The sequence below is a fragment of the Allobosea sp. GW822-FHT03F07 genome, assembly GCF_058801345.1.
Genome location: NZ_JBXAND010000009.1, coordinates 33,892 through 59,872, shown reverse-complemented (window position 1 = coordinate 59,872; position 25,981 = coordinate 33,892). Strand labels below are relative to the sequence as shown.

The window sequence follows — 25,981 nt, the reverse complement described above, 5'->3', positions numbered from 1 at the left end:
CCGCCCCGACCGCATTTTCCGACGACAGGACACAGGCCCGGCATGGCGACGCAGAACCTGATTACCGGCAAGGTCGCACCCAACGCCGGCACGCCACCGGCGAGCCGTCGCGACATCGGCTTCGCGATCGGCATCGTCGCCATCCTCTCGATCCTGTTCCTGCCGATCCCGGCCTTCCTGATCGATCTCGGCCTGGCGCTCTCGATCGCACTGTCCGTGCTGATCCTGATGGTCGCGCTGTGGATCAACAAGCCGCTCGAATTCTCGTCCTTCCCGACGGTCCTGCTCGTCGTGACGATGCTGCGGCTCTCGCTCAACATCGCCACGACGCGCGTCATCCTCTCGCATGGCAATGAGGGCTCGCATGCGGCGGGCTACATCATCGACGGCTTCGCTAGGCTGGTCATCGCGGGCGATTTCGTCATCGGCCTGATCGTCTTCATCATCCTCGTCACGGTGAACTTCATCGTGATCACCAAGGGCGCGACCCGCATCGCCGAAGTCGGCGCCCGCTTCACGCTCGACGCCATTCCCGGCAAGCAGATGGCGATCGACGCCGATCTCTCGGCCGGGCTGATCGACGCACCCGAGGCTCAGCGCCGGCGCCACGAGCTGGAGGAGGAGAGTTCCTTCTTCGGCGCCATGGACGGCGCCTCGAAATTCGTGCGCGGCGACGCGATCGCCGGTCTGATCATCACCGCCGTCAACATCCTCGGCGGCATCATCATCGGCGTGACCCGCCATGGCCTGTCGCTGGGACAGTCGGCCGACGTCTTCGTCAAGCTCGCGGTCGGCGACGGCCTCGTCACCCAGATCCCGGCCCTGATCGTCTCGCTCGCCGCCGGCCTGCTCGTCTCGAAGGGCGGCACGCGGGGCACGGCTGAGCAGGCCATACTCGGCCAGCTCGGGCACTATCCGCGCGCGCTCTTCGTCGCCGCCGGCCTGATGTTCCTGCTTGCGCTGATGCCCGGGCTGCCGCTCCTGCCCTTCGCCATGCTCGGCGGCATGATGGCCTTCGTCGGCTACACCATTCCCAAGCGCCTGGCCGAGCGCGCCGCGGCGGCCGAAGAGATCCGCGCGATGGAGGCCGAGGAGGCCGCCCGCGAAACCCAGGATACGATCAAGGAATCGCTGAAGACCGCCGAGATCGAACTCGGCCTCGGCAAGCAGCTCGCCGCCGAGATGCTGAACTCGCACAGCGAGCTGGCCCACAGGGTCAGCAAGATGCGCAAGAAGTTCGCGCAGCAATACGGTTTCGTCGTCCCCGAGATCAAATTGACCGACAGCCTGCGGCTGTCGCCCAAGAGCTACGAGTTCCGCATCCACGGCACGGTAGCCGCCACCGGCGAGATGCGCCCGGGCAGCATGCTCGTCGTCGTCGGCGACGGCCGCATGCCGGATCTGCCGGGCGAGGAGGTCCGCGAGCCGGCCTTCGGCGTCAAGGCGATGTGGGTCTCCGAGAGCTATGCCAACGAGGTCAAGCGCGAGGGCATGCAGCCGGTCGACCGGCTCTCGGTCCTGCTCACCCATCTCAGCGAGACCATCCGCAAGAATCTCGGCCAGCTTCTGTCCTACAAGGACATGCGCGCTCTGCTCGACCGGCTGGGGCCGGAATACAAGAAGCTCCTCGACGAGATCTGCCCGGCCCATATGTCGCTGTCGAGCCTCCAGGCCGTGCTGCGCCTGCTGCTGGCCGAGCGGGTCTCAATCCGCAACCTGCACCTGATCCTCGAGGTCATCGCCGAGATCGCTCCGCATGTCCGCCGCGCCGAGCAGATCGCCGAACATGTCCGCATGCGCATGGCCCAGCAGATCTGCGGCGACCTGACCGAGGGCGGCACGCTGAACATGCTCAGGCTCGGCAATCGCTGGGATCTCGCCTTCCACGAGAGCCTGCGCCGCGACGCCAAGGGCGAGGTCGTCGAATTCGACATCGACCCGCGCCTGATCGAGGAATTCGCGGCGGAGGCGACGACCGCGGTCCGCGCCCGCATGGACCAGGGCCAGCATTTCGTGCTCGTCACCAGCCCCGATGCGCGCCCTTACGTCCGCATGATCGTCGAGCGCATCTTCCCGGCGCTGCCGGTCCTCTCCCATGTCGAGATCGCGCGCGGGCTCGAGGTCAACCTGCTGGGCACCATCTCCTGATGCCGGTCACGCCCGACACGGTGCTGCACGCCTTCCTGATCTTCTGCCGCATCGGCGCCTGCCTGATGCTGATGCCGGGTTTTTCGAGCCCGCGCGTTCCGGTCCGGGTCAGGCTCTTCATCGCGGTCGGCGTCACCCTGGCGCTGGCGCCTTTCGTCCTGCCGGCCTTCGCGCCCTTCACCGAGCCCGGCCCCGCCACGCTGCTGCGGATCATCGTCTCGGAGACGATGACCGGCGCCCTGATCGGGCTGATGGCACGCCTCTTCTTCCTGGCCTTGCAGACGATCGCGACCGCCATGGCGACGACGGCCGGTCTCGGCCAGTTGCCGGGCCTGCCGATCGACGAGGCGGAAGCCTCCGCCCCCTTCGTCACGCTGATCACCATGACGGCGGTGACGCTGATGTTCGTCACCAACCAGCATGCCGAGGTCATCCGCGCGCTCGCCGGCTCCTATACCCGCATCGCGCCGGGCACGGCTTTCGAAGCCCAGGCCGGCCTGATCCAGATCGCCGACCGGGCTTCGGAAACCTTCTACCTGGCGCTGCGCATCGGCAGCCCCTTCATGATCTACGGCGTGGTGGTCAATCTCGCGATCGGCATCATGAACAAGCTGACGCCGCAGATCCCCGTCTACTTCATCTCGCTGCCCTTCGTCATCGCCGGCGGCCTGTTCCTGCTCTATTTCTCAGGCCCCGAGACGCTCAGGCTGTTCATGACAGCCTTCTCGGCCTGGCTCGCGCGGGGCTGAGCCGCCATGCAGGGCAAGCGCCTGAAATCGATCGAGCGGATGCTGGCGATCCAGTCGCGCATCCGCAAGCTCGCGGAATGGCGCCAGAAGGCGATCGAGCTCAGGGCCGCCGCAGCCCGCGACGAATCCCGCGCGCTCGTGCACTCGCTCAACGGCGACGGTCCGACCGGAGGGCTGTTCTCCGACATGACGGCGAGGCGTCTGCACCGCGTCGCGGTCGCGATCGGCGAGCTCGACGCCGCCGCAACCGAACAGGCCCGGCACGTCCTGACCGAAACGGGGCGCGAGAAACGCACCGCCCGCCTCGTCGACCAGATCCGCAAGGTCAAGCTGCGCGCCGACCAGGACGGCGCGCTCGTCGAGATCATGGATGCGCTCGAAGGCAAGCGGGCCGCCGGAAGCGAAACCTCGGCGCTCTGACCGCAAGGCTGGGATAAGCCTGATCGGGCAAGCTCGCTCCAGATCGTTCAACGACCCGCTTCATCCACGAACATGGAAGGTGCCAATGGCGATTTCCCCTCCGTCGGACATCGTTCTCGACGTCGCGCGCGCCGCCGATCCGAACCGTCAGCAGGTTGCCTTCGAACGGCTCCAGCGCATGGGCAACGGCGTTGCCGGAACCCAGTTTGCAGCGGCCGTCGATGAGGCGGCGCCAGCAACGGCCGCGCCGGGCTTGGCCGGAGCGCGCGAGAAATTCGCCAGCCTTGCGCCGGCTAAGTTGAGCAGTGCGCCCAATGCTGCGCAGACGAAGAGCGCCAAGACAATGCAGCAGTTCGAGGCACAGGTGATCTCGACCTTCATCGAACAGATGCTGCCGGAAGCTTCGGCCAACAATTTCGGTAGCGGCACGGCGGGCGGCGTCTGGCGCTCGATGCTCTCCGAGCAGATCGCCAATCAGATCGCCAAGGCAGGCGGGCTCGGCATCCGCGAGAAGGTCGAAGCCGCCATCGCCGCGCGCAACAACGCCGGCACGGAGGCCGCCCCCGGTAGCGCGGTCGCCGCGGCGACGAAGCTTCTCGACGGCAAGCTCGCCGGAGCCAATGCCCGCGATCTTGCCATCCCGCTCGCCGCCGAACAGCGCTTCCTCAATCTGACGCGCCCCGCCACCAGCGGTGGGGTCACGCGCGCCAACTTCCGACAGGCCTGACCCATCATGAGCGACCACAACGACCTTTCGAACGCCGTCGAAGCACAACCATCCGGCCTGCCGGCCCTCGTGCCCCAGCTCGTCGCCATGACCGAGGAACACCCTGTCGAGCTGGAGGCACCATCGGGCGCAGCGCGCGCGATGTGGTCGGTTCTCGATCGCCTCGAACAGGCGCTGGATCACGAGACCGCCGAGCTGATGGCTCTGCGCAGAGCCGACTTCAACCGCCTCAACGAGATCAAGAGCCGGCTGCTGCTCGACGCCAGCCGCGCCATGCGTGCCATGCGCGACGAGGTCGGCGACGGCAGGCTGATCGCGCGACTTTCGACGCTGCGCCTCAAGCTTGAGCACAACCGCCTCGCCATCGGCATGCATCTCGACGCGGTCCGCGAAATCGCCGCGGCCATGACGAACACGCTGATCGACGCGGAATCGGACGGCACCTACTCGGCGAGCTCGCGCCTCGCCGGGGCGCAGGGCGCCAAGGCCCATGCCTCATGACGAATGCACGGCTCCTCGTCCTCGGCGTGTGGATCTGCGGCGTCACCCTGCTCTCGGGCCATCTCGCCCTGACCTGGCGGGCCGAGGCGCCACCGGCGTCGGAGGCCCCGTTCTTCGAAGGCCTCGAATATGAGGAGACGGCCCTGATGCACGTCCCGATCATCGCCAATGGCGAGGTTCAGGGCTATGTCGCCGCACAGTTCGTCTTCACCGCCGACGCGCGCACCCTGCGCCAGATGACGGTGAAGCCTCATGCTTATGTCCGCGACGAGGCCCTGCGGGCGATCTATTCGAATGCGCGGGTCGACTTCTCCCGCCTCGAACGCGTCGACATCGACACCCTGCTCAAGGCCGTCAAGACCGGCGTCAACGGCCGCCTCGGCGGCGAACTGGTCAAGGACGTGCTGGTCAAGGAATTCAACTACGTCCGCAAGGACCAGCTCCGCGGGTGATCCGATCTTCGGTTCGCCGAGTAACGCCCTGCGCACTCCCTCGCATTTGACCGATCTCTCGGAAACACACCGTCATCCCGGACGAGCCGCGTAGCAGCGCAGCTCCGGGATCCATCGGAAGGCTCCAGCGCTCTACGATGGATCCCGGCGCTCCGCTACGCTTCGGCCGGGATGACGGTTGCGTTTAGACGACCCAACAGCGAGCAGGACGGATAGGGCTTACCCTTGCAGCGTGCTCGCCAGGTCCTTGAAGGCGTCCTGGCTCAGCGCCGCGCTCATCTCCTGATGCAGCGCCTCGTAGATCTTCGGCACCAGCACGATCGCCTTGTCGAGTTCGGCGTCGGCCCCCGCCTGGTAGCCGCCCATCAGGCGCAGGTCGCGCGTGTCCTCGAAGCGGGCGACAAGCGCCTTCATCCGCGAGGCCAGGCCGCGCTGCTCGGGCGTCCAGACATGATGCGCCAGACGCGAGACCGAGCCGAGCACGTTGACCGCCGGGTAGCGGCCCTGGTCGGCGATCGCCCGGTCGAGCACGAGATGGCCGTCGAGGGTGCCGCGGATCGAGTCGGCGACGGGGTCGTTGTGGTCGTCGCCATCGATCAGGACCGAGAAGATTCCCGTGATCGTGCCCGTGCCCTCGACCCCGGGCCCTGCCCGCTCGAGCAGCTTCGGCAAGGTACTGAAGACGCTCGGCGTATAGCCGCGCGCCACTGCCGGCTCGCCCGCCGCCAGCGCGACATCGCGGGCCGCATGGGCAAGGCGGGTGACGGAATCGATGATGAGCAGCACATCCTCGCCCTGGTCGCGGAAGTACTCCGCAACCGCCATCGCGGTATTCGGCGCGAGCCGGCGCATCATCGCGCTCTCGTCGCTGGTCGAGACGACCGCGACGGCATGAGCCCGCATGGCGCCCAGCGTATCGTCGAGGAATTCACGCACTTCGCGGCCGCGCTCGCCAACCAGGCCGATGACGATCGTCGTGAAGCCCGGCGCCCGCGCCAGCATCGAGAGCAGGCTCGACTTGCCGACGCCCGAGCCGGCGAAAACGCCGATGCGCTGTCCGGCGCAGAGCGGCGTGAACAGGTCGATCACCTTGACGCCGGTGCGGATCGGCCGCGTCACGCGCGCCCGCTTCATCGCCTCCGGCGGCGGGCCCTCGGCCGGCATCGCGACCTCGCCTGGGAATAGCGGCCCCCCTTCGTCGATCGGCTCGCCGAAGGCATTGATTACGCGCCCCTTCCAGCTCTGGGCCGGGCGCAGGCTCAGCGGGCCGGCGACGCTGGCGCGCGCGCCCAGGCCCACGCCGACCGTCGTCGCGAAGGGCTTCACCAGCACGCCGTCACGGTCGATCCGGATGGCTTCGCCGAGTTCCTCCCGGCCATTCGTCGAGAGCGCGATGCGCTCGCCCAGCCGCACGAAGCGCGACAGACCCCGCACGCGCAGCGCCGCCGGCGTGACCTCGGAGACGCTGCCACTGACCTGGACGAGATCATGCGGCAAGGGGCCGCCGGCGAGCGAGTGTTCGAGACGTGTCAGCGCGTTCATTGCAATCCGGTCTGATGGCTATCCGGCAAGGCCGGTGGGCAACGGAAAGGCGGCGGCTCAGCTCTCGCCGAGCGAGCGAATCGCGCCGTCCACGGCCTTCTCGCCCTTGTCGATCGCGTTGGCGGCGCTCTCGAAAGCGCGGGTCACCGCAATCAGTTTGGTCATTTCGCGGATCGGATTGACGTTCGAGCCCTCGACATAGCCCTGGCGCACGCCATTGACGACGAAATCGAGGATCGGCGTCGCCGGCCGGTCGGGCACCACCCCGGAATTCTCATGGCGCTGCAGCTTGGCGGCCGGATCGATCGAGAACAGCCCGATCGCACCGACCTGCTGGTCGCCCTGCCAGATCATGCCGTCCTTCGCGATCGTTGGCGGTCCGCCCTCCGGGTCGAGCTGCATCGGCGCTCCGCCGGCATCCAGCACCGCATGGTCCGACAGCGTCCGCAGCTCGCCCTGCGGCGACATCTTCATGCGCCCGTCGCGGGTGTAGACCGTGCCGGCGGGCGTGTTGATGGCGAGCCAGCCCTCCCCCTCGACGGCGACGTCTAGCGGGTTGCCCGTCTTGTCGAGGCCGCCCTGGACCCGGCTGATATAGGTCTCGCCGGGCGAGGCGAAGCTGACGGCATCGGGCCCCTTCTTCGACAGGAAGGTGCTGAACTTGACCTCCTCTGCCCGGAAGCCGGCCGTATTCATGTTGGCGACGTTGCGGGCCAGCGTCTCCATGCGCTTCTCGAGCACGAGCTGCGAGGACAGGCCGACATAGATGGACGACTGCATGGTCAAAGGCCCCCGAGGCGCAGATTCTGAATGCTGAACAGCACGTCCATGCTGACGCCGGCCGCAGTCGGCGGTCCGACGAGGATGGAGACGGCCGACGCCGCGGCCGAGCTGCCGTTCTGGGCATCGGCAAGCGCGGTGAAGCGCGTGATGAACGACTGCAGCTTCACCGGATCCTTGAAATCCTCGAAGTCGATCCGCGACGTGTAGATCTCGGCTTGCTTGTCGATGTCGATCGCACCGATTTCCGTCGGCAGGCCGAGGGCCGTCTGGACGACCTTCAGCAAGGCGGGATCGGCCATGATCTGGTAGGCATCGGAGATGTCGGGCGCCTTGCGCTGGAAATACAGCGCGAGGCGGACGCTCTCGTTGCTGGCTCCGGCGTCGAGTTCCAGCTTCTGGCGCGTGTATTTCTCGACCGTGACCTTCGCCTGATCGGTCCTGACGACGCTATTGTGGCGCTCGACGACATGCTCCATCGTGCCCGCATCGCTGGTCGCCTTCAGGCCCTTGCCGGCAAAATCAAAGGCCTTCAGGAACTCGCGGAAGCGCGTGTCGATCGCCGGGTCCGCGAAGCGCAGCGGGGTTTTCGTGCCGATATGCAAGGCCTCGGCGATGGCCGCCTTCTCTTCCGACGTATCCGCGATCGATTCCAGCCCGAAAGCCTCGATCGCATAGTCGAACATCCGCGTTGCACTGTCTGAAGTGAAAGCGGTGACCGTCTTCACCTTGGCGATATTGGCCTCGAAATAACTCGTCTCCGTCTGCTCAGCGGCAAAGTCGAAGGTTGCGGCGAATTCGCGATAGCGCTTATCCGAGAGCTTGTTGGCGAAGCTGTTGGACGAGCTCACGCCGCCCTCGAGTACCTTGCGCATGAAGGCCTTAGCATAAGCCATCTCGCCCAGGCCGAAAGCCTCGACCGCATAGCGGTAGAGCCGGTCATCCTTCATGAAGTCATCGAGAGTCTTCACCTTGCCGATGTTCTTCTCGAAATAAGCCGCACTGGCAGCGACATCGGGCTTGGCGGCTGTCCGCGCCAGCGATTGCGTCATGTTGCGCGTGACCGCCTGATAGCTGATCATTGTCGTGGTCATCGGGGCCTCCGCGGCAACAAGATCGATCCGAATCGTCTTGGGGCATGCTCCCGCGCAAGGCTTGCGTGGACCTGACGCAGTGCAGAGCCGCCCTTTTCAGCTTCACGCAAGCCAGCTCGTCTACGTCTCAACTTGCAGTGTGTGAGCCAGCAGCTCGCGAGCCATCTGCAGTTTGCGAGAAGGAGCAGCGCGTTGAGCGTACTGATCGGATTGTTGATTGCGGTGGGCTCGCTCATCGGCGGCTTCGCCGCGATGGGCGGCCATGTCGCGGTGCTCTGGCAGCCCTGGGAACTCGTCATCATCCTCGGCACGGCGATCGGAACCTACATCGTCGCCAATCCGATGAAGACGGTCGCCGACACGGGCACGGCGGTGGTTGAGGCGATGCGCAACGCGGCGCCCAGCCAGGCCCACTACTTCGAGGTTCTCGGCGTCCTCTATGCGCTGATGCGCGAGCTGCGCAACAAGGGCCGCGCCGAGATCGAGCAGCACATCGAGACGCCCTATGAATCGGCGTTGTTTGCGGCCTATCCGAGTGTGCTCGCCGACCGCGTCCTCACCACCTTCATCTGCGACTATTTCCGGCTGATCATCGTCGGCAAGGCTCAGGCTCATGAAGTCGAGGCCCTGCTCGACGAGGAGATCGACAGTCACGTCAAGGACGCCCTGAAGCCCTACTACGCGCTCGGCACCGTCTCAGAGGCCCTGCCGGCGCTCGGCATCGTCGCCGCCGTGCTCGGCGTCATCAAGGCGATGGGCGCCATCGACCAGTCGCCGGCGCTGCTCGGCGGCTTCATCGGCGCGGCCCTGGTCGGCACCTTCGCCGGCATCTTCTTCTCATATGCGGTGATCGGGCCGATCTCGCTGAAGATCAAGGCGACGCGCGAGAAGCAGGCACGCGTCTACATAGTCGTGAAGCAGACTCTGCTCGCCTTCATCAACGGCGCCGCCCCGCAGGTCGCGCTGGAATATGGCCGCAAGGTGATCTCGGCCGCCGAGCGGCCCTCCATCGACGAGGTCGAGGACAAGACGATCAGCGGCTCCGGGCAGCGCACCCCCGCCAATGACCGCGCCCAGAAGGAAGCCGCCTGATGAGCACCGCCGCACAAGCGATCCGAGAGGACAAGCTCCTCGAATCGACGGGCATCTCGATCGACCGCCTGCCGATGCTGCGCATGGTCTTCGACCGGCTCGCCACCGGCTGCGCCGACGCGCTGCGCCAGATGTCGACCTCGCCGACCTACATCTCCGTCGCCAACGTCCAGAGCCAGCGCATCGGCGACGCCCTGAACGCCCATGCCCACAACACCATCGCCGGCATCTTCCACTCTCCGGAATGGGATGCCCGCATCCTGATCGGCTTCGACCGGGACTTCATCTTCACCCTGATCGAGGTGCTGTTCGGCGCTGACGGCAGCGAACGCCCCTACAAATACGAGCCCGACTTCCCCGACGACGAGCGCCCCTATACCCCGATCGAGATCCAGGTGGCGCAGGCGCTGTTCGAGCTCGCCGCGAAGAACCTGCAGGCAGCCTTCAGCCCGGTCTGCGATGTGACCTTCCTGTTCGAGCAGGTCGAGACGCGGATGTATTTCGCCGCCATCGGCAGCCGCAGCAATCTCGCGGTGAAGTCGCAGCTCCTGGTCCAGGGGCTCGACAATTGCGGGCAGATGTTCCTGATCATCCCGCAGACCGCCCTCAACCCGATCCGCCAGAGCCTCTCGCGTGTCGTCTCGGGCCACACCACGGTCCGCGACCAGCGCTGGACGAAACAGATCCAGACCGAGGTCCACAAGACGGAGGTCAAGCTGAAGGCGATCCTCGAGGAGCGCCCGATGACGCTCGGCGAGATCAGCGAGCTGAAGATTGGCCAGGTCATCGAGCTGCAGGCCTCGCCGCGCTCTCCCATCCAGCTTCAATGCAATGACGAGACCGTCTTCTGGTGCCAGCTCGGCCAGCGCGACGGGTCCTATGTCCTGCGTGTCCAGGACAGCGCCAACCAGGAACAGGAGTTTTTCGATGATCTTCTATCTCGGTGAAACGGTCCTTTTCGCCGCCCTGCTGCTGACGAGCCTGCAGGTCCTGCGGATGCGCAGCGAACTGAAGCGCATGCGCGCCTATCACGCGGAATTCCAGCAGGTCTTCGGCAAGACCGAGGCTGCGCTCGGCGCGATCCAGGCGACGGTCCGCGATCTCCAGGCTAGCGGCCGCGACGTCGTCGAGGAGCTGGGCGTACGCATCGATGCCGGGCGCCGCCTCGTCAGCGACATCAAAATCATCTGCGCGAACATCGAAACGCCCGCCCGAGCCGGCCGCAAGGCCAACGCAGCCTGAGACGGCCGCTTTCGCGCCACCATTCTTGCCAGGAGACCGCCATGAAGAAGCCGACCAAGCCCGTGAAGCTCGCCGACCTCGCCATCGAGCAGGCGTCCGCGGACGCCGCAATGATCGAAACCGAAGCCGCAGCGTCCGAGACCGAGGAAGCCGGCGAAGCGCCGGCCACCGCCAATGACCCGCTCAATCTCGACGCCGTGCTGCGCATCCCCGTGACGATCCAGGTCGTTCTCGGCAGCGCCACGATGCAGGTCGCCAATCTGATGAAGCTGCGCCGCGGCGCGGTCGTACCGCTCGACCACCGCGTCGGCGAGCCGGTCGATGTCGTCGTCAACGGCCGCATCGTCGCGCGCGGCGAGGTCGTGATCGTCGAGGACGACAACAGCCGCTTCGGCGTGTCGCTGACCGAGATCGTCGGCGTCCAGGCCAAGTTCGAAGAGTGAGGCAAAGACAGTCGATGACGGTGACCGCGAAAGACAACCGGGGCGGCGCGGCAACAGCCTCCGTCGCGACGGGACGACCGTCGCAGCTCGGCGGCGCCGGCAAGGCGGCCGTGCTGGTGCTGGCGATGGGCAAGCCGCTCGCCGGGCGCATGCTGAAGCATCTCGATACGGCCGAGGTCCGCGCGCTGATGCGCCGTGCGACCGAACTCGGGCCGGTCGGCGCGGCCGACATCGCCGATCTCGTCGACGAGTTCAGCGACCAGTTCTCGCGCGGCATGAACCTGATCGGGTCACCGAGCGAAGTCCAGAAGCTGCTCACCGGCGTGCTTCCGCCCGAGGAGATCACCGAGATCATCGGCGAGACGGCCGAAGCGGCCAACCGCTCGATCTGGGACCGCATCTCGCAGATGCCCGAAAGCGCGCTCGCGGGCTACCTCGCCAAGGAACACCCTCAGACGGCGGCCTTCGTGCTCTCCAAGCTCAAGCCCTCCTGCGCCTCCCGCGTGATGACGCAGTGGCCCGCCGACAAGCGCCACGAGCTGATGCGCCGCATGCTCAACCTCAAGCCCGTGGCCGAGCAGCCCGCCGCGATCGTCGAGAAGGCGCTCTACGAGGGCTTCACCCTCAATCTGTCGCGCAACAAGGGCGCCGACACCCATGCCCGCATGGCCGACATCCTCAACAAGATGGACAGCCACGACATGGAGGAGGCGCTCGGCAGCCTGCAGCGCGTCCGGCCGGAATCGGCGGAGATGCTCAAGGGTCTGCTCTTCACCTTTGACGACATCGTCAAGCTCTCGGCCCGGGCCCGGATGGCGATCTTCGACCAGGTCCCGACCGACCGGCTCGTGCTCGCCCTCAAGGGCACCGAGGCCGCTTTCAGGGACCAGATCCTGTCCTCGCTCGCCGCCCGCGCCCGGCGCATCGTGCAGCAGGATCTCGAGAACGGCGAGCCGGCGCTCCAGCGCGAGGTCGTCGATGCCCGCCGCGCCATCACCGACGTCGCGCTCGAAATGGCGAGCCGCGGCGAGATCGAGCTCAATCCCGAGCGCGAGGAAGGCGCCTACTTCCAGTGAGCAGCCGATCTCCGGAGCATGGCGCGAGAAAGTGGGAACCGGTTTTTCGCGAAGGCCATGCGCCAACTCTCGATCTCACGAACAGGTAACGCGCCGTGTCCGAGCAGGACCAGGAAAGCAAAACCGAAGAAGCGACCGAAAAGAAGGTTCGCGACGCGGTCGAGCGCGGCAACACCCCCTCCTCCAAGGAGGCGCCGATCTTTGCCAGCATCGCGGCGACGCTGATCGGGAGCGTCTTCCTCGTCCGCGCCGGCGCCGGCGAGATGACGCGCTTCCTATCGGAGTTCCTAGCGGACCCGGCAGGCTTCGACATCTCGACGCGCTCCAACACGACGTCGCTGCTCAACCATATCGCGATGCAGGCGGGCCTGTTCCTCTGGCCGCTCTTTGCCCTCTTCCTGGTCTTCGGCCTGAGCGCGGCCTTCCTGCAGCACCCACCCCAGCTCACGCTCGAGCGGATCCAGCCGCAATGGTCGCGGCTGTCCCCCGCCAAGGGCTTCACACGGATCTTCGGAAAGCAGGGCCTGGTCGAGTTCGGCAAGTCCCTGGCCAAGCTCGCCGCCATCACGGTGACCGTCTGGCTCATCCTCAAATCGGACAAGAACACGGTGGTGACAGCCATGCTGCGCGATCCCGGCGCGATACCCGAGCTGATCCTGACGATCGCGATCCGGCTGCTTTCCGCCACCTGCGTGGCGACGATCGTCATCGTCGCGATCGACCTCGTCTGGACGCAGAAGTTCTGGCGCCGCTCGCTGCGCATGACCAAGCAGGAGATCAAGGACGAGCACAAGCAGGCCGAGGGCGACCCGATCCTGAAGTCGCGCCGGCTGTCGCTGGCCCGCGACCGCGCTCGGAACCGGATGATGGCGGCAGTGCCGCGCGCGACCGTGATCATCGCCAACCCGACCCATTACGCGGTCGCGCTGCGCTATGTGCAGGAGGAGGGCGGCGCCCCGCTCGTGCTCGCCAAGGGCACCGACCTGATCGCGCTCAAGATCCGCGAGATCGCCGAGGCCAACGACATTCCGGTGATCGAGGACCGCATGCTCGCCCGCTCGCTTCACGCCGCGGTCCAGCTCGACCAGATGATCCCGACCGAATTCTACAAGGTCGTCGCCGAGCTGCTCTGCATGGTCTACGCGAAGAAGGTGGCGTGAGGCGCCGCTTCCGCTCTGCCCGGATCAGTATTCCGCGTAGATCTCGATGATGTTGTCTTCGGGGTCACGAAAGAACAGCGTCCGGTGCCGCCAGTTGGGCAGATCGGTCGGGCCCCTCAAGATCGGTACGCCCTTGGCGACCAGTTCCGCATGGCAGGTATCGACCGCGGGTAGCGAAACGCGGAAGGCGAGCTGGACCGCGGCCGAACCGGACTGCGACGGCCCGTCGTCGCATACGCTCCAGACGCCCCGGGGCCGCAAGGCGAGCAGCGCCGCGCCAACGCGGAAGCTCACCCAGTTCTCCAGATCGACCTCGATCGGAAATCGCATGATGTCGCGGTAGAAGGCACGCGTCTGCGCCATCCTGCTACAAAGGATCACCGCGTAGTCGAGATTGCCTATTCCACCCAGGCTCATATCACTTCCCTCAGCGCAGTCAGCCCCGCGCAAGCTTCGCCAGCTACACCCAAATGCATGGAAGGTTGACCAATCCGATGGGTGCGTCCCACGCGGTCAAAGGCATGAAGCCGCCCTGCCATCCCGGTTAAAATCCGGAATGTTCCCCAACAATCCCTTCAGATTGAGGAACATCATCATGACCAGCCTGCTCACCAACACCTCCGCTATGACTGCGCTGCAGACGCTGACGCAGACCAACAAGAACCTCGCCCAGTCGCAGAACCGCATCGCCACCGGCCAGCGCGTCTCGACCGCCTCGGACAACGCCGCGTATTGGTCGATCGCCACCACGATGCGTTCGGACAACAAGGCGCTCGGCGCGGTGCAGGACGCTCTCGGCCTCGGCGCCGCGACGATCGACACGATGTATACCGGCCTGAACGGCACGGTCGAAGTCGTCTCGGAGATCAAGGCCAAGCTGACCGCCGCTCGTACGCCGGGCGTCGATCGCGACAAGATCCAGAGCGAAATCAAGGAGCTCCAGAGCCAGCTCAAGAACACCGGCGACTCGGCCGTGTTCAACGGCGAGAACTGGATCTCGGTCGACTCCTCCTCTGCGAGCTACAACTCTACGAAGTCGGTCGTTTCGTCCTTCTCGCGTGCCGGTGGCGTCGTGCAGATCGACACGGTTCTGGTCGATCTCGAGGCGATCAAGCTCTACGACAAGAAGGCCGACGCGGCGCCTGCAACCAACGTGGTCACCGGCGCCAGCACCGGCACCTTCGTGGCTGCGGCCGGCAACATCACCGTCCAGGTCGGTACCGGCGCCACGCTGAACGTCGCGACGACGACCAGCTCGACACTGGAAAGCATCGCCAAGGACATCATGAAGCTCGGCATCGAGGGTCTGACCGTCGCTGTCGATACCGCCGCCGGCCAGCTCCAGTTCGCCAACCGTGCTCAGGAGAACGGCGCGCCGGTCGGCGTGACGATCACGCTGAACAGCGGCCTGACCGCTCCGGCAGCGCTCGCCACGGCGCCGACGACGGAGACCGGCAAGGGCATCCTGGACAAGTCCTACGATGCCTTCAACGGAACGGCCTGGGAAACCTTCAGCGTCGCCGATCTCGACATCAGCGCCCTGACCGACAACGCCGCGGACCTCTCCAAGCTCGAGACCTATATCTCGGCCGTCGACGATGCCCTCGGCACGATCACCGATGCCGCCACCAATCTCGGCGCCATCAAGAACCGCATCGGCCTGCAGCAGGACTTCGTGAAAGCCCTGAAGGACTCGCTCGATCGCGGTGTCGGCCAGCTCGTCGACGCCGACATGAACGCCGAATCGACCCGCCTCCAGGCTCTGCAGACACAGCAGCAGCTCGGTATCCAGGCGCTGTCGATCGCCAACTCCGGAAGCCAGAGCATCCTCTCGCTCTTCCGCGGCTGACGCGAAAGGCACGAGGCTACGCCAGACCGGGCCACGCTCCTCACGGGGCGTGGCCTTTTCCCATTCGGCCCGAGCGCGCTAGGCAGAAGCCCCGCGCCGCGCAGGCACCGTCCACCGCGCAATGCTCGCGCAAGGCTCCGCAAGCACACTCCCGTCATAACGTCTCACCCTCAAAGGAACGACGATGCCGGGCCGCCAATACGCCGAAGAGATCTGGCTCAACCTCCAGCAACTCGGCCACAAGAGGCTGGCAGCACTGGCCGCGATCGGGCTCTTCGTCTTCGCCGCGATTGGCGTCAGCGCCTATTACCTCAGCCGCCCCGAGATGTCGGTACTCTATAGCGGCCTCCAGCGGGAGGACGTGAACCGCATCGGCGCAGCCCTGCAGGAGGCCGGCGTCGTCTTCGACGTCAACGCCGACGGGTCGCAGATCCTGGTCAAGCCCGCCCAGACGGCGCAGGCGCGCATGCTGCTCGCCGAGAAGGGCCTGCCGCGCAGCGCGAGCGGCGGCTACGAGCTCTTCGACAAGCTCGGATCGCTCGGCCTGACCTCCTTCATGCAGGAAATCACCCGCGTCCGCGCCATGGAGGGCGAGCTCGCCCGCACGATCCAGCTCATGCGCGGCGTCAAGGCGGCGAGCGTCCACCTCGTCCTGGCCGACAAGGGCTCCTTCCGGCGCGACCAGCAGCCGGCCTCGGCCAGCGTCGTCGTTCGTACCGAGACCTCCGGCGCCGGCAATGTCGCGCAGGCGATCCGCCATCTCGTCGCATCCGCCGTGCCCGGTCTCTCGGCCGAGAAGGTCACCGTGCTCAACACCGACGGCACCCTGCTCGCCACCGGCGGCGAGCCCGGCCAGATGGCCTCCTCCAAGCTCGCCGGCCTGCAGCAGAACGTCAACCGCGAGATCCAGGACAACGTCCGCAAGGCGCTGACGCCCTATCTCGGCCTCGAGAATTTCGAGATCAGCGTCGCCACCGACCTGAACACCGACCGCAGGGAAACCAGCGAAACCGTCTTCAACCCGGACTCGAAGGTCGAGCGCTCGGTGCGCGTCGTGCGCGAGAACGACACCTCCCAGAACGCCGCGACGCAGGAACCGACCACGGTCGAGCAGAACGTGCCGGAGCGCGCCGTGCGCGCCGATGGCGGCCAGCGTTCGAGCGAGGAAAAGCAGCGCCGTGAGGAACTCACCAATTACGAGATCTCCTCGAAGAAGACGCAGACCATCAGCGACGGCTATTCGATCGCGAAGATGTCGGTCGCGGTCCTGATCAACCGGCCGCGCCTAGTCGAATCGCTCGGTGCTGCGCCGACACAGGAGGCCATCGACGCCCGCCTGGAAGATGTCCGCCAGGTCGTCGCCTCGGCGGCCGGCGTGAACGGCCAGCGCGGCGACAACATCAAGGTCCTCGCCGTCGACTTCCTGCAGGGCAGCCGCAGCCTCGAACCGGCCGCTCCGATCGGCATCGGCGAGGCGCTGCTGCGCCAGTCCGGCACGCTGATCAACGCGGTCACGATCCTCGGACTGGCCGCGCTGATCATCTGGTTCGGCCTGCGGCCCTCGATCAACGCGATCCTGAAACGCCCACCCCCCCCCGCCGCCGCGACGACGCTGGTCGAGGATGCCAGCGCCACCGCCGTCGATCCGCAACTTCAGATCGCCGGCACCGAGATCGGCCTCAACCTGATCGGCGATCTGACCAGTGCCTCGCAGCGCTCGCCGCTGCGCAAACTGGAACAGCTCATCGACTTCGACGAAGCCCAGGCCGCCGCGATCCTGAAGCAGTGGATCCATGAAGGAGAGCGCGCGTGAAGCATCGCCCGGCCGGAGACTTCATCCCGAGCTTCGACTTCGAGGAGGTCGAGCTCGCCGACATTGCCGAGGCGGTGACGGGCGCGGCCGACGCCGACGAGATCGAGCTGCCCTCGTTCCTGCCCAAGACGCCGCGCGAGCCGCCTCCGGATATCGATGCGATCTTCGAGCGCGGCAGGCAGGCAGGCCTCGCCGAGGCGCAGGCCGAAACCGAGGCTCAGCTCGCCCGCCAGAGCCAAGTGGCTGGCGAGGCTCTCGAACAGGCCCGCCAGGTCTGGGCTGACGAGGTCGCTGCACGGCTTTCCGCGCAAATCCCCGAGGCTTTCCAGGCGCTCGGCGAAAGCCTTGCCGACGCGACCGGGCGGCTGCTGCGCCCCTTCCTCGATGCTGAGCTCTACGACGCCGCCAGCCGTGCGCTGATCGACCAGATCCGGCCGCTGCTCGCCGGCGAGGATGGCGCGCTGATCCGCGTCAGCGGCCCGGCCCGACTTCTCGACACGCTACGCCAGGTCTTCCCCGCCGGCTGCGCGGTCGAATTCACCGAGAACGATGCCACCGATGTCAGCATCGTGGCTGGCGAAACCACCATCGAGACCCGCATCGAGGCCTGGGTCGCCAGGCTCGAAGGCAGGGGTCCCGACCGGCGCCGCCGCCGCGCCGCCTGAACCAGCAGCCCTCCTGCAAACCCGGAAACGAGCGTTATGGACAACGACCGTCAGGATTTCATCATTGTCCGGCGCAGCGCGAGCCGACAGACAGACCAGATCAAGACCGGCGTCTGGAAGATCGCACATGCCGACTTCATGACGGCGATGATGGCGCTGTTCCTCGTGCTCTGGCTGGTCAACTCCACCAACCGCGAAACCCGCCAGACGGTTGCCCAGTACTTCAACCCGATCAAGCTCTCGGACACGACCTCCGACCGCAAGGGCGTCCGCAACCCGCAGGATGCCGAGCCCGGAGAGGTCGACAGCACGAGCCGTCATGACGGCGACCAGGTCGGCGCCGCCAAGACGGGCTCGGACCGGCGCCCGAGCGCCACGCTGAAGGATGCCAACCAGGGCAAGGCCGCCTTCGAGGACCCCTATACCGTCCTGGCCGAGATTGCCGCCGCCAGGCCGGAGCCGGGCTCCGACCGGGCCTCGACCCTGACGCTGGGTGCAACCGGCAAGCCAGGCATGAATGGCGGCGAGGCGTTGCGCGACCCCTTCGACCCGAACTTCTGGCGCCAGACGCCCCAGACCGACAAGCCGAGCAAGCAGGAGGCCTTCGCTGGCGATGCCGCGCCGGCTCCGGCGACGGCGACCGCCCCGGTGACGCAGCCAGCTTCCCCGGCCGTAGTTGCCACGGCAGCCGTCGCGATCCAGAACGCCGAGACCGCCGCGGCCGAGCCCCCTGCGCCGGCGCAACAGGCCAATGGCAGCGCGTCGACGCAAGCCTCAGCCATGGGCCCGTCAACATCGCCGATGTCGCCGCGCCCCGCCGCAATGGAGATGGCTGCGCCGAAGGCTCGCACCGACGAGGCCGTCGCCTCGGCGATCGCCGCCGCCATCGCCGGTGGCAAGGGCGCCGGCCAGCGCAGCGACCAGCCCCAGGTCGATGTCCGCCAGACCGATGAAGGCGTCCTGATCAGCCTGACCGACAACGCCAATTTCGGCATGTTCGGCATCGGCTCGGCCGAGCCGCATCCGCAGACAGTCGAAGCGATGAAGCGCGTCGCGGCCGTGTTGAACCAGCGCGAGGGCGCGATCGTCATTCGCGGCCACACTGATGCGCGGCCCTTCCGCGACGGGCGCAGCGACAACTGGCGGCTCTCCACCGCGCGCGCTCATACCGCGCAGGATCTGCTGATCCAGGGCGGCATCAACGAGACCCGCATCGAGCATATCGAGGGTCATGCCAGCCGCAGGCCGCGCGCCGTCGACCGCAATGCCGCCGAGAACCGGCGCATCGAAATCCTGATCCGGGAGAAGCGGACATGAAGCGCCTTCCGTTTCGCCTCTGCATCGCCGCAGCGGCCTTCTGCCTCGTATCGCCCCTTGCCCGAGCGCAAGCGGAACCGGCTCCGACGGCAGCCGCGCCCGCGCCGCCCTATCAGCTCGTGCGGACCCTGCAGTCGCTCCAGAACGAGGCGGCCTCGGGCAATCGCGCGGCCCATGCGGCCCAGGGCAAGCTGCTGCGCGATCTCGAGCAGGCCATGACGGCGCAAGCTTCCGAAATCTGGGACGATCCGCGTAATACGCGCGCCGCCGTGCAATACGTCCTCAGCGGCGGCCAGCCCGGCGTGCTGGCCGAACTCCTCAAGCGCGGTGAACCGGCCGGGCTGCCGAAGGGACTGGGCGAAGGCGCATTGGCCTATGTCATGGGCGACAACGGCCAGGCGCGGGCGCTGCTGATGCCGCTCGATCCGGCCAGCCTGCATGAATCGCTGGCAGGCCATCTCGCCCTCGTCCAGGCCACGCTCATCCAGCGCAACGACCAGAGGCGCTCCCTGCAGCTGCTCGACCAGGCGCGGCTGTCGTCGCCGGGTTCGCTCGTCGAGGAAGGCGCGCTCAGACGCGCTGTCTTCATCGCCGCCGAGATCAACGATCTCGACCGGCTGGAGAAGGCGACCGCCCAGTACATGCGCCGCTTCGACCGGTCGGTCTATGCCGAGAATTTCCGCCAGGCTTTCGCGACCGGACTCGTACGTTTCGACATCGGCCGAGACCCGGAGAAATTTCCCCGCCTCGTCGCCACGCTGCGCGCCTTCGACCGCGAGCAGCAGCGCGCCGTCCTCCTGATCATCGCTCGCGACGCGCTGATCCGCGGCCGCTTCGAGCAGGCGCGCCGCGCCGCCGAGGAGGTCGCGCGAATTCCCGGGGCCGACCAGGCGACGATCGCGCGCGCATCCCTCTACAGGGCGGCCTCGCGCATCGGCGGCGACAAGGCCGACGGCGCGCTGGAGACGCTGAAGAAGATCGATGCGCAACGCTTGCCCGCCGAGGAGAAGGAGATCCTGCAGACGGCGCTGCGAGTCGCTTCACACATCGTCGATGTCCCTGCCGGCGCGACGCAAACGCCGACCGCCGTCACGCCCGAACCCGCCGATCTCGATCCGCGCGTGAAGCGCATCGTGGCGAACGCCGAGCGCAGCCTCGCCGCGGCTCAGGCGCTGCTGGACGAATCAGCGCAGGTCGAAGGTAAGCACACAGACGGCAAGCAGCCGGGAGACGCCACACCATGAGCAATCTGGAAACACCCTTCCTGCCGCCGGGCCGGGCGCCCGGAGCAGCGGGCGCGGCTACGGCGAAGGACCCGAAGGCCCGTCTGACGCCGGGCGGCCGTGACGAGCGCAGCCAGGCTTTCCGCAATCTGCTTCAGAACCTCGACAAGGCGACCGGCAAGGAAGCCGGAAAGGCCGCTGCCGCAACACAAGCTAAAGGCGCGGATGCCAACCCGATCAAGGACGGCGAGGCTGCCGAGGCAAGCGCTGCCGGGTTGATGCTGGATGCGATGGCCCCGGCCACGCAGCCCGAACCCACTGTCGCCACGAGCGATGCGGCCCGCCTGCTGCTCGGCGGCTTGCAGGCGCCGGCACGCGAAGCGCAGCCCGATGGCCGCAAGGAACCCGGTACAAGGCGCGACGCCTTCGCGACCTTGAACAGCGCCCTCGCCAAGGCCGGAACCGAGCCAGCATCCGACACTGCGACAGCAGCGATTAAGTCGGCGGCCGGCGAAGCAGGCATCGCCATGCCCGGCGATACCGCCGCGCCGGCCGATCTCCCCGGCCTCACAGACCTGACCAAGCTTGCGACCCTCGTCGAGACGAATGAGGGAGCCCCGGGCAAATCCGAAACTGCCGCCAAAAGCGCCGAGCCCGAAACGCCGATGTCGATCACCGTGATCAGGCAGGAGACCCATCTCCCGCCCGTCATGCGCCTGTCGCCGCTACAGCAGGTCGCCGAGCCGATCCGCCAGGCCGCGACCGAACTCGGTCTCGCGCGCTCCGATGCCGTGCCGGATCTCGGCTCGGACAAGCCGGCCAACATCGCCGAGCCGACAAAGATCCTTCATCTCCAACTCACCCCGGTCGAACTCGGCAGCATCACCGTGAAGATGCGGATTTCGCAGGGCGGCATGGAGATCCGACTCGAGGCGAGTCGCGCCGAGACTGCGCAGATGCTCGCCAGTGACCGCGAGGCGCTGCGCGAGATCGTCAAGGCAAGCGGCTATGCGCTCGATCAGGTCTCGGTCGAGACCGTCCATGTCGACACGGCAGGGGCCGATCCTCGCCCCGGCGGACAGGACGGCGCCAGGGACGGGGGCGCCGAAGACCGCTCGGGCGCCCGCGAGGGCCGCAGCTTCGAACAATCCCGCGAGCGTCAGGAACGCGAGCCACAGCGCCGCGACTGGCAGCAGGATGCGACGACCAGCAAGGAGGAATCCCATGAGCCGCGCGATAGCGCCCGCCTTGGCCGCGATCCTTATCGCTATCTGTAGTTTCGCTGCGCCGGCTGGTGCGCAGACCGTGTGCGAGGAGCACATGATCCGCATCTCCAAGGCCTACGACATCCCTGTCGGCGTGCTCTATTCGGTGGGCCTGACAGAAAGCGGCCGCCGCAACTCGCTGCAGCCCTATGCGCTCAACATCCATGGCCGCGCCTTCTTCGGCGCCAGCAAGCAGGAGGCCCTGGCCGAATTCGAGGCCTCGCGCGCCAAGGGCAAGAAGCTGATCGACATCGGCTGCATGCAGATCAACCACCACTACCACCGCGACCAGTTCCCCAGCCTCGACGCCATGTTCGAACCGGCGCTGAACGTCGAATACTCCGCCAAGTTCCTGAAGCGGCTGAAGGCGCGCCACGACACCTGGACCATGGCGGTGGCGCGCTACCATGCCGGGCCGCACAACAACCCGGCCCAGCATCGCTATGTCTGCACCGTCATCCGCAACATGGTCGCGACCGGCTTCGGCCAATGGACCGACAACGCCCGCAATTTCTGCGGCGCCAAATACGCGGCGTCGCAGGGCACGCGAAACATCAACGAGTGAGGCATCGGCCCGAAAAGTGGAACGCGGTTTTCGGAGAAGCCGATGCAACATCGAAAGCCTACAGCATCCAACCGAACATGAGGTTCGGTTGGATGCTGTAGCGGGCAGACCGGCTCAGGCGACGCGGTCGAGAGCGGCCCGCAGGAGCGAAATGATTTCATCGATATGCGAGGGCTCGCAGATCAGCGGCGGCGACAGTGCGATGATGTCGCCGGTGACGCGGATCAAGAGCCCCTTCTCGAAGCAGTCGACGAAGGCCTCATAGGCGCGCGCGCCGACGGCGCCCGGCCGCGAGGCGAGTTCGACGCCGGCGACAAGGCCGATCGTGCGGATGTCGACGACATGTGGCGCACCCTTCAGCGAATGCAGCGCCTCCTCCCAGAGTGGGGCGAGCGTGGCGGCGCGGGTCAGGAGACCTTCATCGGCATAGATGTCGAGCGTCGCGATGCCGGCCGCGCAGGCCGCCGGATGGCCGGAATAGGTATAGCCGTGGAACAGCTCGATGGTGGCTTCCGGCCCGGCCATCAGCCCGTCATGCACCTTGCGACTCGCGAAGACCGCGCCCATCGGGATCGCGCCGTTGGTGATGCCCTTCGCCGTCGTCATGAGGTCGGGCATGACGCCGAAGAACTCGCTGGCGAACGGGGTGCCCAGTCGCCCGAAGCCGGTGATCACCTCGTCGAAGATCAGGAGGATGCCGTGGCGCGTGGCGATCTCGCGCAGACGCTGGAGATAGCCCTTCGGCGGCACGAGCACGCCGGTCGAGCCGGCCATCGGCTCGACGATCACGGCGGCGATCGTCTCCGCGCCATGCAGCGCCACGATCCGCTCCAGGTCGTCGGCCAGTTCGGCGCCGTATTCGGGCTGGCCCTTGCTGTAGGCGTTGCGCTCCAGGTCATGGGTATGGCGCAGATGGTCGGCGCCCGGCAGCAGCGGGAAGACGCGGCGGTTGTTGACGAGGCCGCCGACGGTGATACCGCCGAAGCCGACGCCGTGATAGCCGCGCTCACGGCCGATCAGCCTCGTCCGCGTACCCTGCCCGATCGCCCGCTGATAGGCGATGGCGATCTTGAGCGCTGTATCCACCGATTCCGAGCCCGAGCCGGTGAAGAAGATCCGGTCGAGCTTCGCCTCGCCTTCGCCCGGCGCGATTCCCGCCAGCCGCTCGGCGAAATCGAAGGCGATCGGATGGCCCATCTGGAATGACGGCGCATAATCCAGCGTCGAAAGCTGGCGCTCGACGGCCTGCGTTATCTGCTTGCGGCCATGGCCGGCATTGACGCACCACAGCCCGGCTGTGCCGTCGATCACCTTGCGCCCGTCCTCGGTGGCGTAGTGCATGCCCTGCGCGGATGCCAGCAGGCGCGGCGACGCCTTGAACTGCCGGTTGGCGGTGAACGGCATCCAGAAGCTCTCGAGCGAGCGGGCGTTTTGCAGGGCTTTCGGGGGCGTGGCGATGGTCATGATGATCTCCTCTGCCCGGCAGGGGAGCACCGTTTTGTCATGCGCAACAAGTCTGTTTCAGCATGAGCGCAAGAAGCTGTTTTTACAGATACCGTATGGCATAATGTTGCGGATATCGAACAAGGAGAACGCCCCGCGATGAGCGACACCGATGTCGGCGCGCGGTTGCGCTATCTGCGCATGCGCCATGGCCTCTCGCAACGGGCGCTGGCCAAGCGCGCCGGCGTCACCAATTCGACGGTCTCGCTGATCGAATCCAATGGCGTGAACCCTTCCGTCGGCGCCCTCAAGCGCATCCTCGACGGCATCCCGATCGGCCTCTCCGAGTTCTTCGCCCTGGAGCCCGAGCGCCCGCGGCAGGCTTTCTATCAGGCGCAGGAACTGGTCGAGATCGGCAAGGGTGGCATCTCCTATCGCCAGGTCGGCGAAAACCTGTTCGGCCGTGCGCTGCAGATCCTGAAAGAGCGCTACGAGCCAGGTACCGACACTGGCCGTGTTCCCTTGACCCATGAGGGCGAGGAGGGTGGCATCGTGCTCAACGGCCGCCTCGAGGTCACGGTCGATGACGAGCGGCGAATCCTGGGGCCCGGCGACGCCTATTATTTCGAGAGCCGCCGACCGCATCGCTTCCGCTGCGTCGGACCGGTCGCCTGCGAAGTCGTCAGCGCCTGCACGCCGCCCTCGTTCTGAACGCGCGCGACACGGCTTGTTGGCGCCGCCATCCGCACCATCTATGATCTGTAGCGGCTAGAGGTTCGGAGCGAAGATCATGCAGCCGGCATCGACTATCGAACGCGTCGTTCCGATCGGCACGCTGGCCGAGCGCACCGGCGTCAAGGTCGAGACGATCCGCTATTACGAGCAGGTCGGGCTGCTGCCGCCACCGGAACGCTCCGAAGGCAATCAGCGTCGCTACAGCCGCCGCCACGTCGAGCGCCTCGCCTTCATCAAGCATGCCCGCGATCTCGGCTTCGCCGTGGACGCCATCCGCACACTGCTCAAGCTTTCCGACAATCCGGCGATGGCCTGCGACGACGCCCATGCCATCGCCGTCGCCCATCTCGACGAGGTCCGCCACAAGATCGCCCGGCTGCGCTCGCTCGAAAGGGAGCTCGAACGCATCGCCGCGACCTGCTCGGGCGGCGTTGCAGCCTGCGATTGCGCCATCATCGAGGCATTGGCCGATCACGGCCAGTGCAACAACTCATCGCACTGAATCGCGCCCGGCCACAGGACCGGCTGCTGTGGAGAAACATCCCTGCATCACCCTCATGCGCCCGACGGCGATTGCAGCAGCGGTGGGGCAGGCGCTAGCCTTCCGCCGGAATCGATTTGCCGGAGACATCATGTCCAGCGACTTCGCCACTCCGCCCGGTCTGCGCCATCGCCAGATCGCGGTGCGCGACACGACGCTGCACGTCGCCGAGGTCGGCTCCGGGACGCCCGTGCTCCTTTTGCATGGCTGGCCTGAATTCTGGGCGACCTGGCTGCCGCTGATGAACCGGCTGCACGGCGATTTCCGCCTGATCGCACCGGATCTGCGCGGCTTCGGCGACAGCACCAAATCCACCACGCCACGCAGCGATGTCGGCGCCAACAGCCATGCCGACGACATGGCCTCGCTGATCGCGGCGCTCGGTCTCGATGCCGTTGGCGTCGTCGGCCATGATGTCGGCGCCTATGCGGCCCAGGCACTGGCGCGCCGCCATCCGCAGCTCGTCGACCGGCTGCTGTTCTTCAACTGCCCGACCCAGAGCATTGCCGAGCGCTGGGTCCATGAGGGCCACGTCAACGAGGTCTGGTATCAGTCCTTCCAGCAGCTCCCGCTGGCCGAGGCGCTGATCGGCCTGAGCCGGCAGAGCTGCGCGCTCTACTTCTCCCATTTTCTGACGCATTGGTGCCACCGCAAGGAAGCCTTCGACCCTGCGCTCGATCTCTGGATCGACAACTTCATGAAGCCTGGCAATCTGCGCGGCGGCTTCGACTGGTATCGCAGCCAGAACGCGGCACGCCTCGCAGCGATCGACGGGCACCCCACCCCCTCCGTCCGCATCCATCAGCCGACACGGGTGCATTGGGGCCGGCATGACCCGATCCTGAAATCCGAATGGGCAGCCTTCGTGCCCGAGCATTTCGACGAGGCCGAAGTCAGCTTCTGCGAAACCGCTGGACACTTCGTGCATGTCGAGGCGCCCGACGAGGCGGCCGAGGTTTTCGCGGCGTTTTTCGGCTGATCGGCGAGGCACCCTTCAGCCTTGAGAACGCAGGCCCTCGTTTCGCGGCAAAAAGCGCTTAGATAGTCTCGCGCGCGGGATGCGGCCGGTCGCCGTCGATCCCCGTGCAGAAGAGGGCAGGCCATGCCGATGTTCCGATTCCAGACAGGCTGGCGCCGAA

The 25,981-nt window shown here is 66.7% G+C and carries 27 protein-coding genes; 22 read left to right on the top strand and 5 right to left on the bottom strand.

All coding sequences use genetic code 11. The features are described from left to right. The first annotated feature begins 42 nt into the window (after positions 1–42). From flhA to AC1RMY_RS21450, 6 genes are all read left to right on the top strand, one after another. Positions 43–2,148, top strand: coding sequence for a flagellar biosynthesis protein FlhA (gene flhA / locus AC1RMY_RS21475; protein WP_492867991.1), 2,106 nt, complete (start codon positions 43–45; stop codon positions 2,146–2,148). Continuing rightward, entirely contained in the window at positions 2,148–2,897 is a 750-nt protein-coding gene (gene fliR / locus AC1RMY_RS21470; protein WP_492867990.1) for a flagellar biosynthesis protein FliR, read from the top strand. Before flhA ends, fliR begins: the two co-directional genes overlap by 1 nt. A gap of 6 nt (positions 2,898–2,903) precedes the next feature. Then, the gene (locus tag AC1RMY_RS21465; protein WP_492867988.1) at positions 2,904–3,317 is read left to right on the top strand and encodes a hypothetical protein; all 414 of its coding nucleotides are present in this window, start codon (positions 2,904–2,906) and stop codon (positions 3,315–3,317) included. 85 nt (positions 3,318–3,402) lie between these two features. After that, positions 3,403–4,044 (top strand): rod-binding protein, encoded by a 642-nt coding sequence (locus AC1RMY_RS21460; protein WP_492867987.1) that lies wholly within the window; start codon positions 3,403–3,405, stop codon positions 4,042–4,044. 6 nt (positions 4,045–4,050) lie between these two features. After that, entirely contained in the window at positions 4,051–4,545 is a 495-nt protein-coding gene (locus tag AC1RMY_RS21455) for a hypothetical protein (protein ID WP_492867986.1), read from the top strand. Further along, on the top strand, positions 4,542–4,997 hold the full coding sequence (locus AC1RMY_RS21450; RefSeq protein ID WP_492867985.1) for a hypothetical protein: 456 nt from the start codon (positions 4,542–4,544) through the stop codon (positions 4,995–4,997). The genes AC1RMY_RS21455 and AC1RMY_RS21450 overlap by 4 nt, the downstream gene beginning before the upstream one ends. A 219-nt stretch (positions 4,998–5,216) precedes the next feature. Here the strand turns inward: AC1RMY_RS21450 and fliI are convergent, their stop codons facing one another. The 3 genes from fliI to AC1RMY_RS21435 are packed head-to-tail and all read right to left on the bottom strand — an operon-like array spanning position 5,217 to position 8,413. Next, entirely contained in the window at positions 5,217–6,539 is a 1,323-nt protein-coding gene (gene fliI / locus AC1RMY_RS21445; protein ID WP_492867983.1) for a flagellar protein export ATPase FliI, read from the bottom strand. A gap of 57 nt (positions 6,540–6,596) precedes the next feature. After that, positions 6,597–7,319, bottom strand: coding sequence for a flagellar basal-body rod protein FlgF (flgF, locus tag AC1RMY_RS21440; protein WP_492867981.1), 723 nt, complete (start codon positions 7,317–7,319; stop codon positions 6,597–6,599). A gap of 2 nt (positions 7,320–7,321) precedes the next feature. Then, positions 7,322–8,413: a DUF1217 domain-containing protein gene (locus AC1RMY_RS21435; RefSeq protein WP_492867979.1), complete on the bottom strand. Its 1,092-nt coding sequence runs from the start codon at positions 8,411–8,413 to the stop codon at positions 7,322–7,324. A gap of 192 nt (positions 8,414–8,605) precedes the next feature. Between AC1RMY_RS21435 and motA the strand changes: the two genes are divergently transcribed. From motA to flhB, 6 genes are all read left to right on the top strand, one after another. After that, positions 8,606–9,505 (top strand): flagellar motor stator protein MotA, encoded by a 900-nt coding sequence (gene motA / locus AC1RMY_RS21430; protein WP_492867978.1) that lies wholly within the window; start codon positions 8,606–8,608, stop codon positions 9,503–9,505. Continuing rightward, positions 9,505–10,452, top strand: a complete 948-nt coding sequence (locus AC1RMY_RS21425; RefSeq protein WP_492867976.1) for a flagellar motor switch protein FliM — start codon at positions 9,505–9,507, stop codon at positions 10,450–10,452. Before motA ends, AC1RMY_RS21425 begins: the two co-directional genes overlap by 1 nt. Continuing rightward, a complete protein-coding gene (locus AC1RMY_RS21420) occupies positions 10,433–10,747 on the top strand; it encodes a hypothetical protein (protein WP_492867974.1) in 315 nt (104 codons plus the stop codon). Before AC1RMY_RS21425 ends, AC1RMY_RS21420 begins: the two co-directional genes overlap by 20 nt. A 110-nt stretch (positions 10,748–10,857) precedes the next feature. Beyond that, positions 10,858–11,190, top strand: a complete 333-nt coding sequence (gene fliN, locus AC1RMY_RS21415) for a flagellar motor switch protein FliN (RefSeq protein WP_492868199.1) — start codon at positions 10,858–10,860, stop codon at positions 11,188–11,190. 14 nt (positions 11,191–11,204) lie between these two features. Then, a complete protein-coding gene (locus tag AC1RMY_RS21410) occupies positions 11,205–12,266 on the top strand; it encodes a flagellar motor switch protein FliG (protein WP_492867973.1) in 1,062 nt (353 codons plus the stop codon). 95 nt (positions 12,267–12,361) lie between these two features. Continuing rightward, a complete protein-coding gene (gene flhB, locus AC1RMY_RS21405) occupies positions 12,362–13,426 on the top strand; it encodes a flagellar biosynthesis protein FlhB (RefSeq protein ID WP_492867972.1) in 1,065 nt (354 codons plus the stop codon). Positions 13,427–13,450: 24 nt separating this feature from the next. On the opposite strand, the gene AC1RMY_RS21400 is transcribed toward flhB, so the two are convergent. Next, positions 13,451–13,843 (bottom strand): VOC family protein, encoded by a 393-nt coding sequence (locus AC1RMY_RS21400; protein ID WP_492867970.1) that lies wholly within the window; start codon positions 13,841–13,843, stop codon positions 13,451–13,453. 178 nt (positions 13,844–14,021) lie between these two features. Between AC1RMY_RS21400 and AC1RMY_RS21395 the strand changes: the two genes are divergently transcribed. The 7 genes from AC1RMY_RS21395 (at position 14,022) to AC1RMY_RS21365 (ending at position 22,123) form a co-directional block, all read left to right on the top strand. Then, positions 14,022–15,275 carry a flagellin N-terminal helical domain-containing protein gene (locus AC1RMY_RS21395; RefSeq protein WP_492867969.1) on the top strand — a complete coding sequence of 418 codons (1,254 nt, stop codon included), beginning with the start codon at positions 14,022–14,024 and terminating at the stop codon, positions 15,273–15,275. 184 nt (positions 15,276–15,459) lie between these two features. Further along, positions 15,460–17,088, top strand: coding sequence for a flagellar basal-body MS-ring/collar protein FliF (gene fliF, locus AC1RMY_RS21390; RefSeq protein WP_492867967.1), 1,629 nt, complete (start codon positions 15,460–15,462; stop codon positions 17,086–17,088). Further along, on the top strand, positions 17,085–17,753 hold the full coding sequence (locus AC1RMY_RS21385) for a hypothetical protein (protein WP_492867966.1): 669 nt from the start codon (positions 17,085–17,087) through the stop codon (positions 17,751–17,753). The genes fliF and AC1RMY_RS21385 overlap by 4 nt, the downstream gene beginning before the upstream one ends. A gap of 36 nt (positions 17,754–17,789) precedes the next feature. After that, positions 17,790–19,070 carry a MotB family protein gene (locus tag AC1RMY_RS21380; protein WP_492867964.1) on the top strand — a complete coding sequence of 427 codons (1,281 nt, stop codon included), beginning with the start codon at positions 17,790–17,792 and terminating at the stop codon, positions 19,068–19,070. Further along, entirely contained in the window at positions 19,067–20,314 is a 1,248-nt protein-coding gene (locus AC1RMY_RS21375) for a chemotaxis protein (RefSeq protein WP_492867963.1), read from the top strand. The genes AC1RMY_RS21380 and AC1RMY_RS21375 overlap by 4 nt, the downstream gene beginning before the upstream one ends. Further along, complete coding sequence (locus AC1RMY_RS21370; protein WP_492867961.1) at positions 20,311–21,570, top strand: flagellar hook-length control protein FliK; 1,260 nt, start codon at positions 20,311–20,313, stop codon at positions 21,568–21,570. The genes AC1RMY_RS21375 and AC1RMY_RS21370 overlap by 4 nt, the downstream gene beginning before the upstream one ends. Then, positions 21,518–22,123: a transglycosylase SLT domain-containing protein gene (locus AC1RMY_RS21365; RefSeq protein WP_492867959.1), complete on the top strand. Its 606-nt coding sequence runs from the start codon at positions 21,518–21,520 to the stop codon at positions 22,121–22,123. Before AC1RMY_RS21370 ends, AC1RMY_RS21365 begins: the two co-directional genes overlap by 53 nt. A 114-nt stretch (positions 22,124–22,237) precedes the next feature. On the opposite strand, the gene aptA is transcribed toward AC1RMY_RS21365, so the two are convergent. Beyond that, entirely contained in the window at positions 22,238–23,587 is a 1,350-nt protein-coding gene (gene aptA, locus AC1RMY_RS21360; RefSeq protein ID WP_492867958.1) for an omega-aminotransferase AptA, read from the bottom strand. A gap of 138 nt (positions 23,588–23,725) precedes the next feature. Here aptA and AC1RMY_RS21355 point away from each other — a divergent pair, with 138 nt between their 5' ends. From AC1RMY_RS21355 to AC1RMY_RS21345, 3 genes are all read left to right on the top strand, one after another. Continuing rightward, positions 23,726–24,277 carry a cupin domain-containing protein gene (locus AC1RMY_RS21355; protein WP_492867956.1) on the top strand — a complete coding sequence of 184 codons (552 nt, stop codon included), beginning with the start codon at positions 23,726–23,728 and terminating at the stop codon, positions 24,275–24,277. A gap of 79 nt (positions 24,278–24,356) precedes the next feature. Continuing rightward, on the top strand, positions 24,357–24,803 hold the full coding sequence (locus AC1RMY_RS21350; protein ID WP_492867955.1) for a MerR family transcriptional regulator: 447 nt from the start codon (positions 24,357–24,359) through the stop codon (positions 24,801–24,803). A gap of 130 nt (positions 24,804–24,933) precedes the next feature. Then, positions 24,934–25,821 carry an alpha/beta fold hydrolase gene (locus AC1RMY_RS21345; protein ID WP_492867953.1) on the top strand — a complete coding sequence of 296 codons (888 nt, stop codon included), beginning with the start codon at positions 24,934–24,936 and terminating at the stop codon, positions 25,819–25,821. The last annotated feature ends 160 nt before the right edge of the window (positions 25,822–25,981 follow it).

What these genes read in the sequence shown, in the direction of transcription:
- AC1RMY_RS21370 (WP_492867961.1), top strand. Translation starts at nt 20,311, where the DNA reads ATGAGCAATCTGGAAACACCCTTCCTGCCGCCGGGCCGGGCGCCCGGA.
- AC1RMY_RS21365 (WP_492867959.1), top strand. Translation starts at nt 21,518, where the DNA reads ATGAGCCGCGCGATAGCGCCCGCCTTGGCCGCGATCCTTATCGCTATC.
- fliF (WP_492867967.1), top strand. Translation starts at nt 15,460, where the DNA reads ATGCCGGGCCGCCAATACGCCGAAGAGATCTGGCTCAACCTCCAGCAA.
- AC1RMY_RS21420 (WP_492867974.1), top strand. Translation starts at nt 10,433, where the DNA reads ATGATCTTCTATCTCGGTGAAACGGTCCTTTTCGCCGCCCTGCTGCTG.
- AC1RMY_RS21355 (WP_492867956.1), top strand. Translation starts at nt 23,726, where the DNA reads ATGAGCGACACCGATGTCGGCGCGCGGTTGCGCTATCTGCGCATGCGC.
- flgF (WP_492867981.1), bottom strand. Translation starts at nt 7,319, where the DNA reads ATGCAGTCGTCCATCTATGTCGGCCTGTCCTCGCAGCTCGTGCTCGAG.
- aptA (WP_492867958.1), bottom strand. Translation starts at nt 23,587, where the DNA reads ATGACCATCGCCACGCCCCCGAAAGCCCTGCAAAACGCCCGCTCGCTC.
- fliR (WP_492867990.1), top strand. Translation starts at nt 2,148, where the DNA reads ATGCCGGTCACGCCCGACACGGTGCTGCACGCCTTCCTGATCTTCTGC.
- fliI (WP_492867983.1), bottom strand. Translation starts at nt 6,539, where the DNA reads ATGAACGCGCTGACACGTCTCGAACACTCGCTCGCCGGCGGCCCCTTG.
- AC1RMY_RS21450 (WP_492867985.1), top strand. Translation starts at nt 4,542, where the DNA reads ATGACGAATGCACGGCTCCTCGTCCTCGGCGTGTGGATCTGCGGCGTC.
- AC1RMY_RS21375 (WP_492867963.1), top strand. Translation starts at nt 19,067, where the DNA reads ATGAAGCGCCTTCCGTTTCGCCTCTGCATCGCCGCAGCGGCCTTCTGC.
- AC1RMY_RS21455 (WP_492867986.1), top strand. Translation starts at nt 4,051, where the DNA reads ATGAGCGACCACAACGACCTTTCGAACGCCGTCGAAGCACAACCATCC.
- AC1RMY_RS21410 (WP_492867973.1), top strand. Translation starts at nt 11,205, where the DNA reads ATGACGGTGACCGCGAAAGACAACCGGGGCGGCGCGGCAACAGCCTCC.
- AC1RMY_RS21460 (WP_492867987.1), top strand. Translation starts at nt 3,403, where the DNA reads ATGGCGATTTCCCCTCCGTCGGACATCGTTCTCGACGTCGCGCGCGCC.
- AC1RMY_RS21395 (WP_492867969.1), top strand. Translation starts at nt 14,022, where the DNA reads ATGACCAGCCTGCTCACCAACACCTCCGCTATGACTGCGCTGCAGACG.
- AC1RMY_RS21465 (WP_492867988.1), top strand. Translation starts at nt 2,904, where the DNA reads ATGCAGGGCAAGCGCCTGAAATCGATCGAGCGGATGCTGGCGATCCAG.
- AC1RMY_RS21400 (WP_492867970.1), bottom strand. Translation starts at nt 13,843, where the DNA reads ATGAGCCTGGGTGGAATAGGCAATCTCGACTACGCGGTGATCCTTTGT.
- AC1RMY_RS21350 (WP_492867955.1), top strand. Translation starts at nt 24,357, where the DNA reads ATGCAGCCGGCATCGACTATCGAACGCGTCGTTCCGATCGGCACGCTG.
- AC1RMY_RS21380 (WP_492867964.1), top strand. Translation starts at nt 17,790, where the DNA reads ATGGACAACGACCGTCAGGATTTCATCATTGTCCGGCGCAGCGCGAGC.
- AC1RMY_RS21435 (WP_492867979.1), bottom strand. Translation starts at nt 8,413, where the DNA reads ATGACCACGACAATGATCAGCTATCAGGCGGTCACGCGCAACATGACG.
- flhA (WP_492867991.1), top strand. Translation starts at nt 43, where the DNA reads ATGGCGACGCAGAACCTGATTACCGGCAAGGTCGCACCCAACGCCGGC.
- AC1RMY_RS21345 (WP_492867953.1), top strand. Translation starts at nt 24,934, where the DNA reads ATGTCCAGCGACTTCGCCACTCCGCCCGGTCTGCGCCATCGCCAGATC.
- fliN (WP_492868199.1), top strand. Translation starts at nt 10,858, where the DNA reads ATGATCGAAACCGAAGCCGCAGCGTCCGAGACCGAGGAAGCCGGCGAA.
- AC1RMY_RS21425 (WP_492867976.1), top strand. Translation starts at nt 9,505, where the DNA reads ATGAGCACCGCCGCACAAGCGATCCGAGAGGACAAGCTCCTCGAATCG.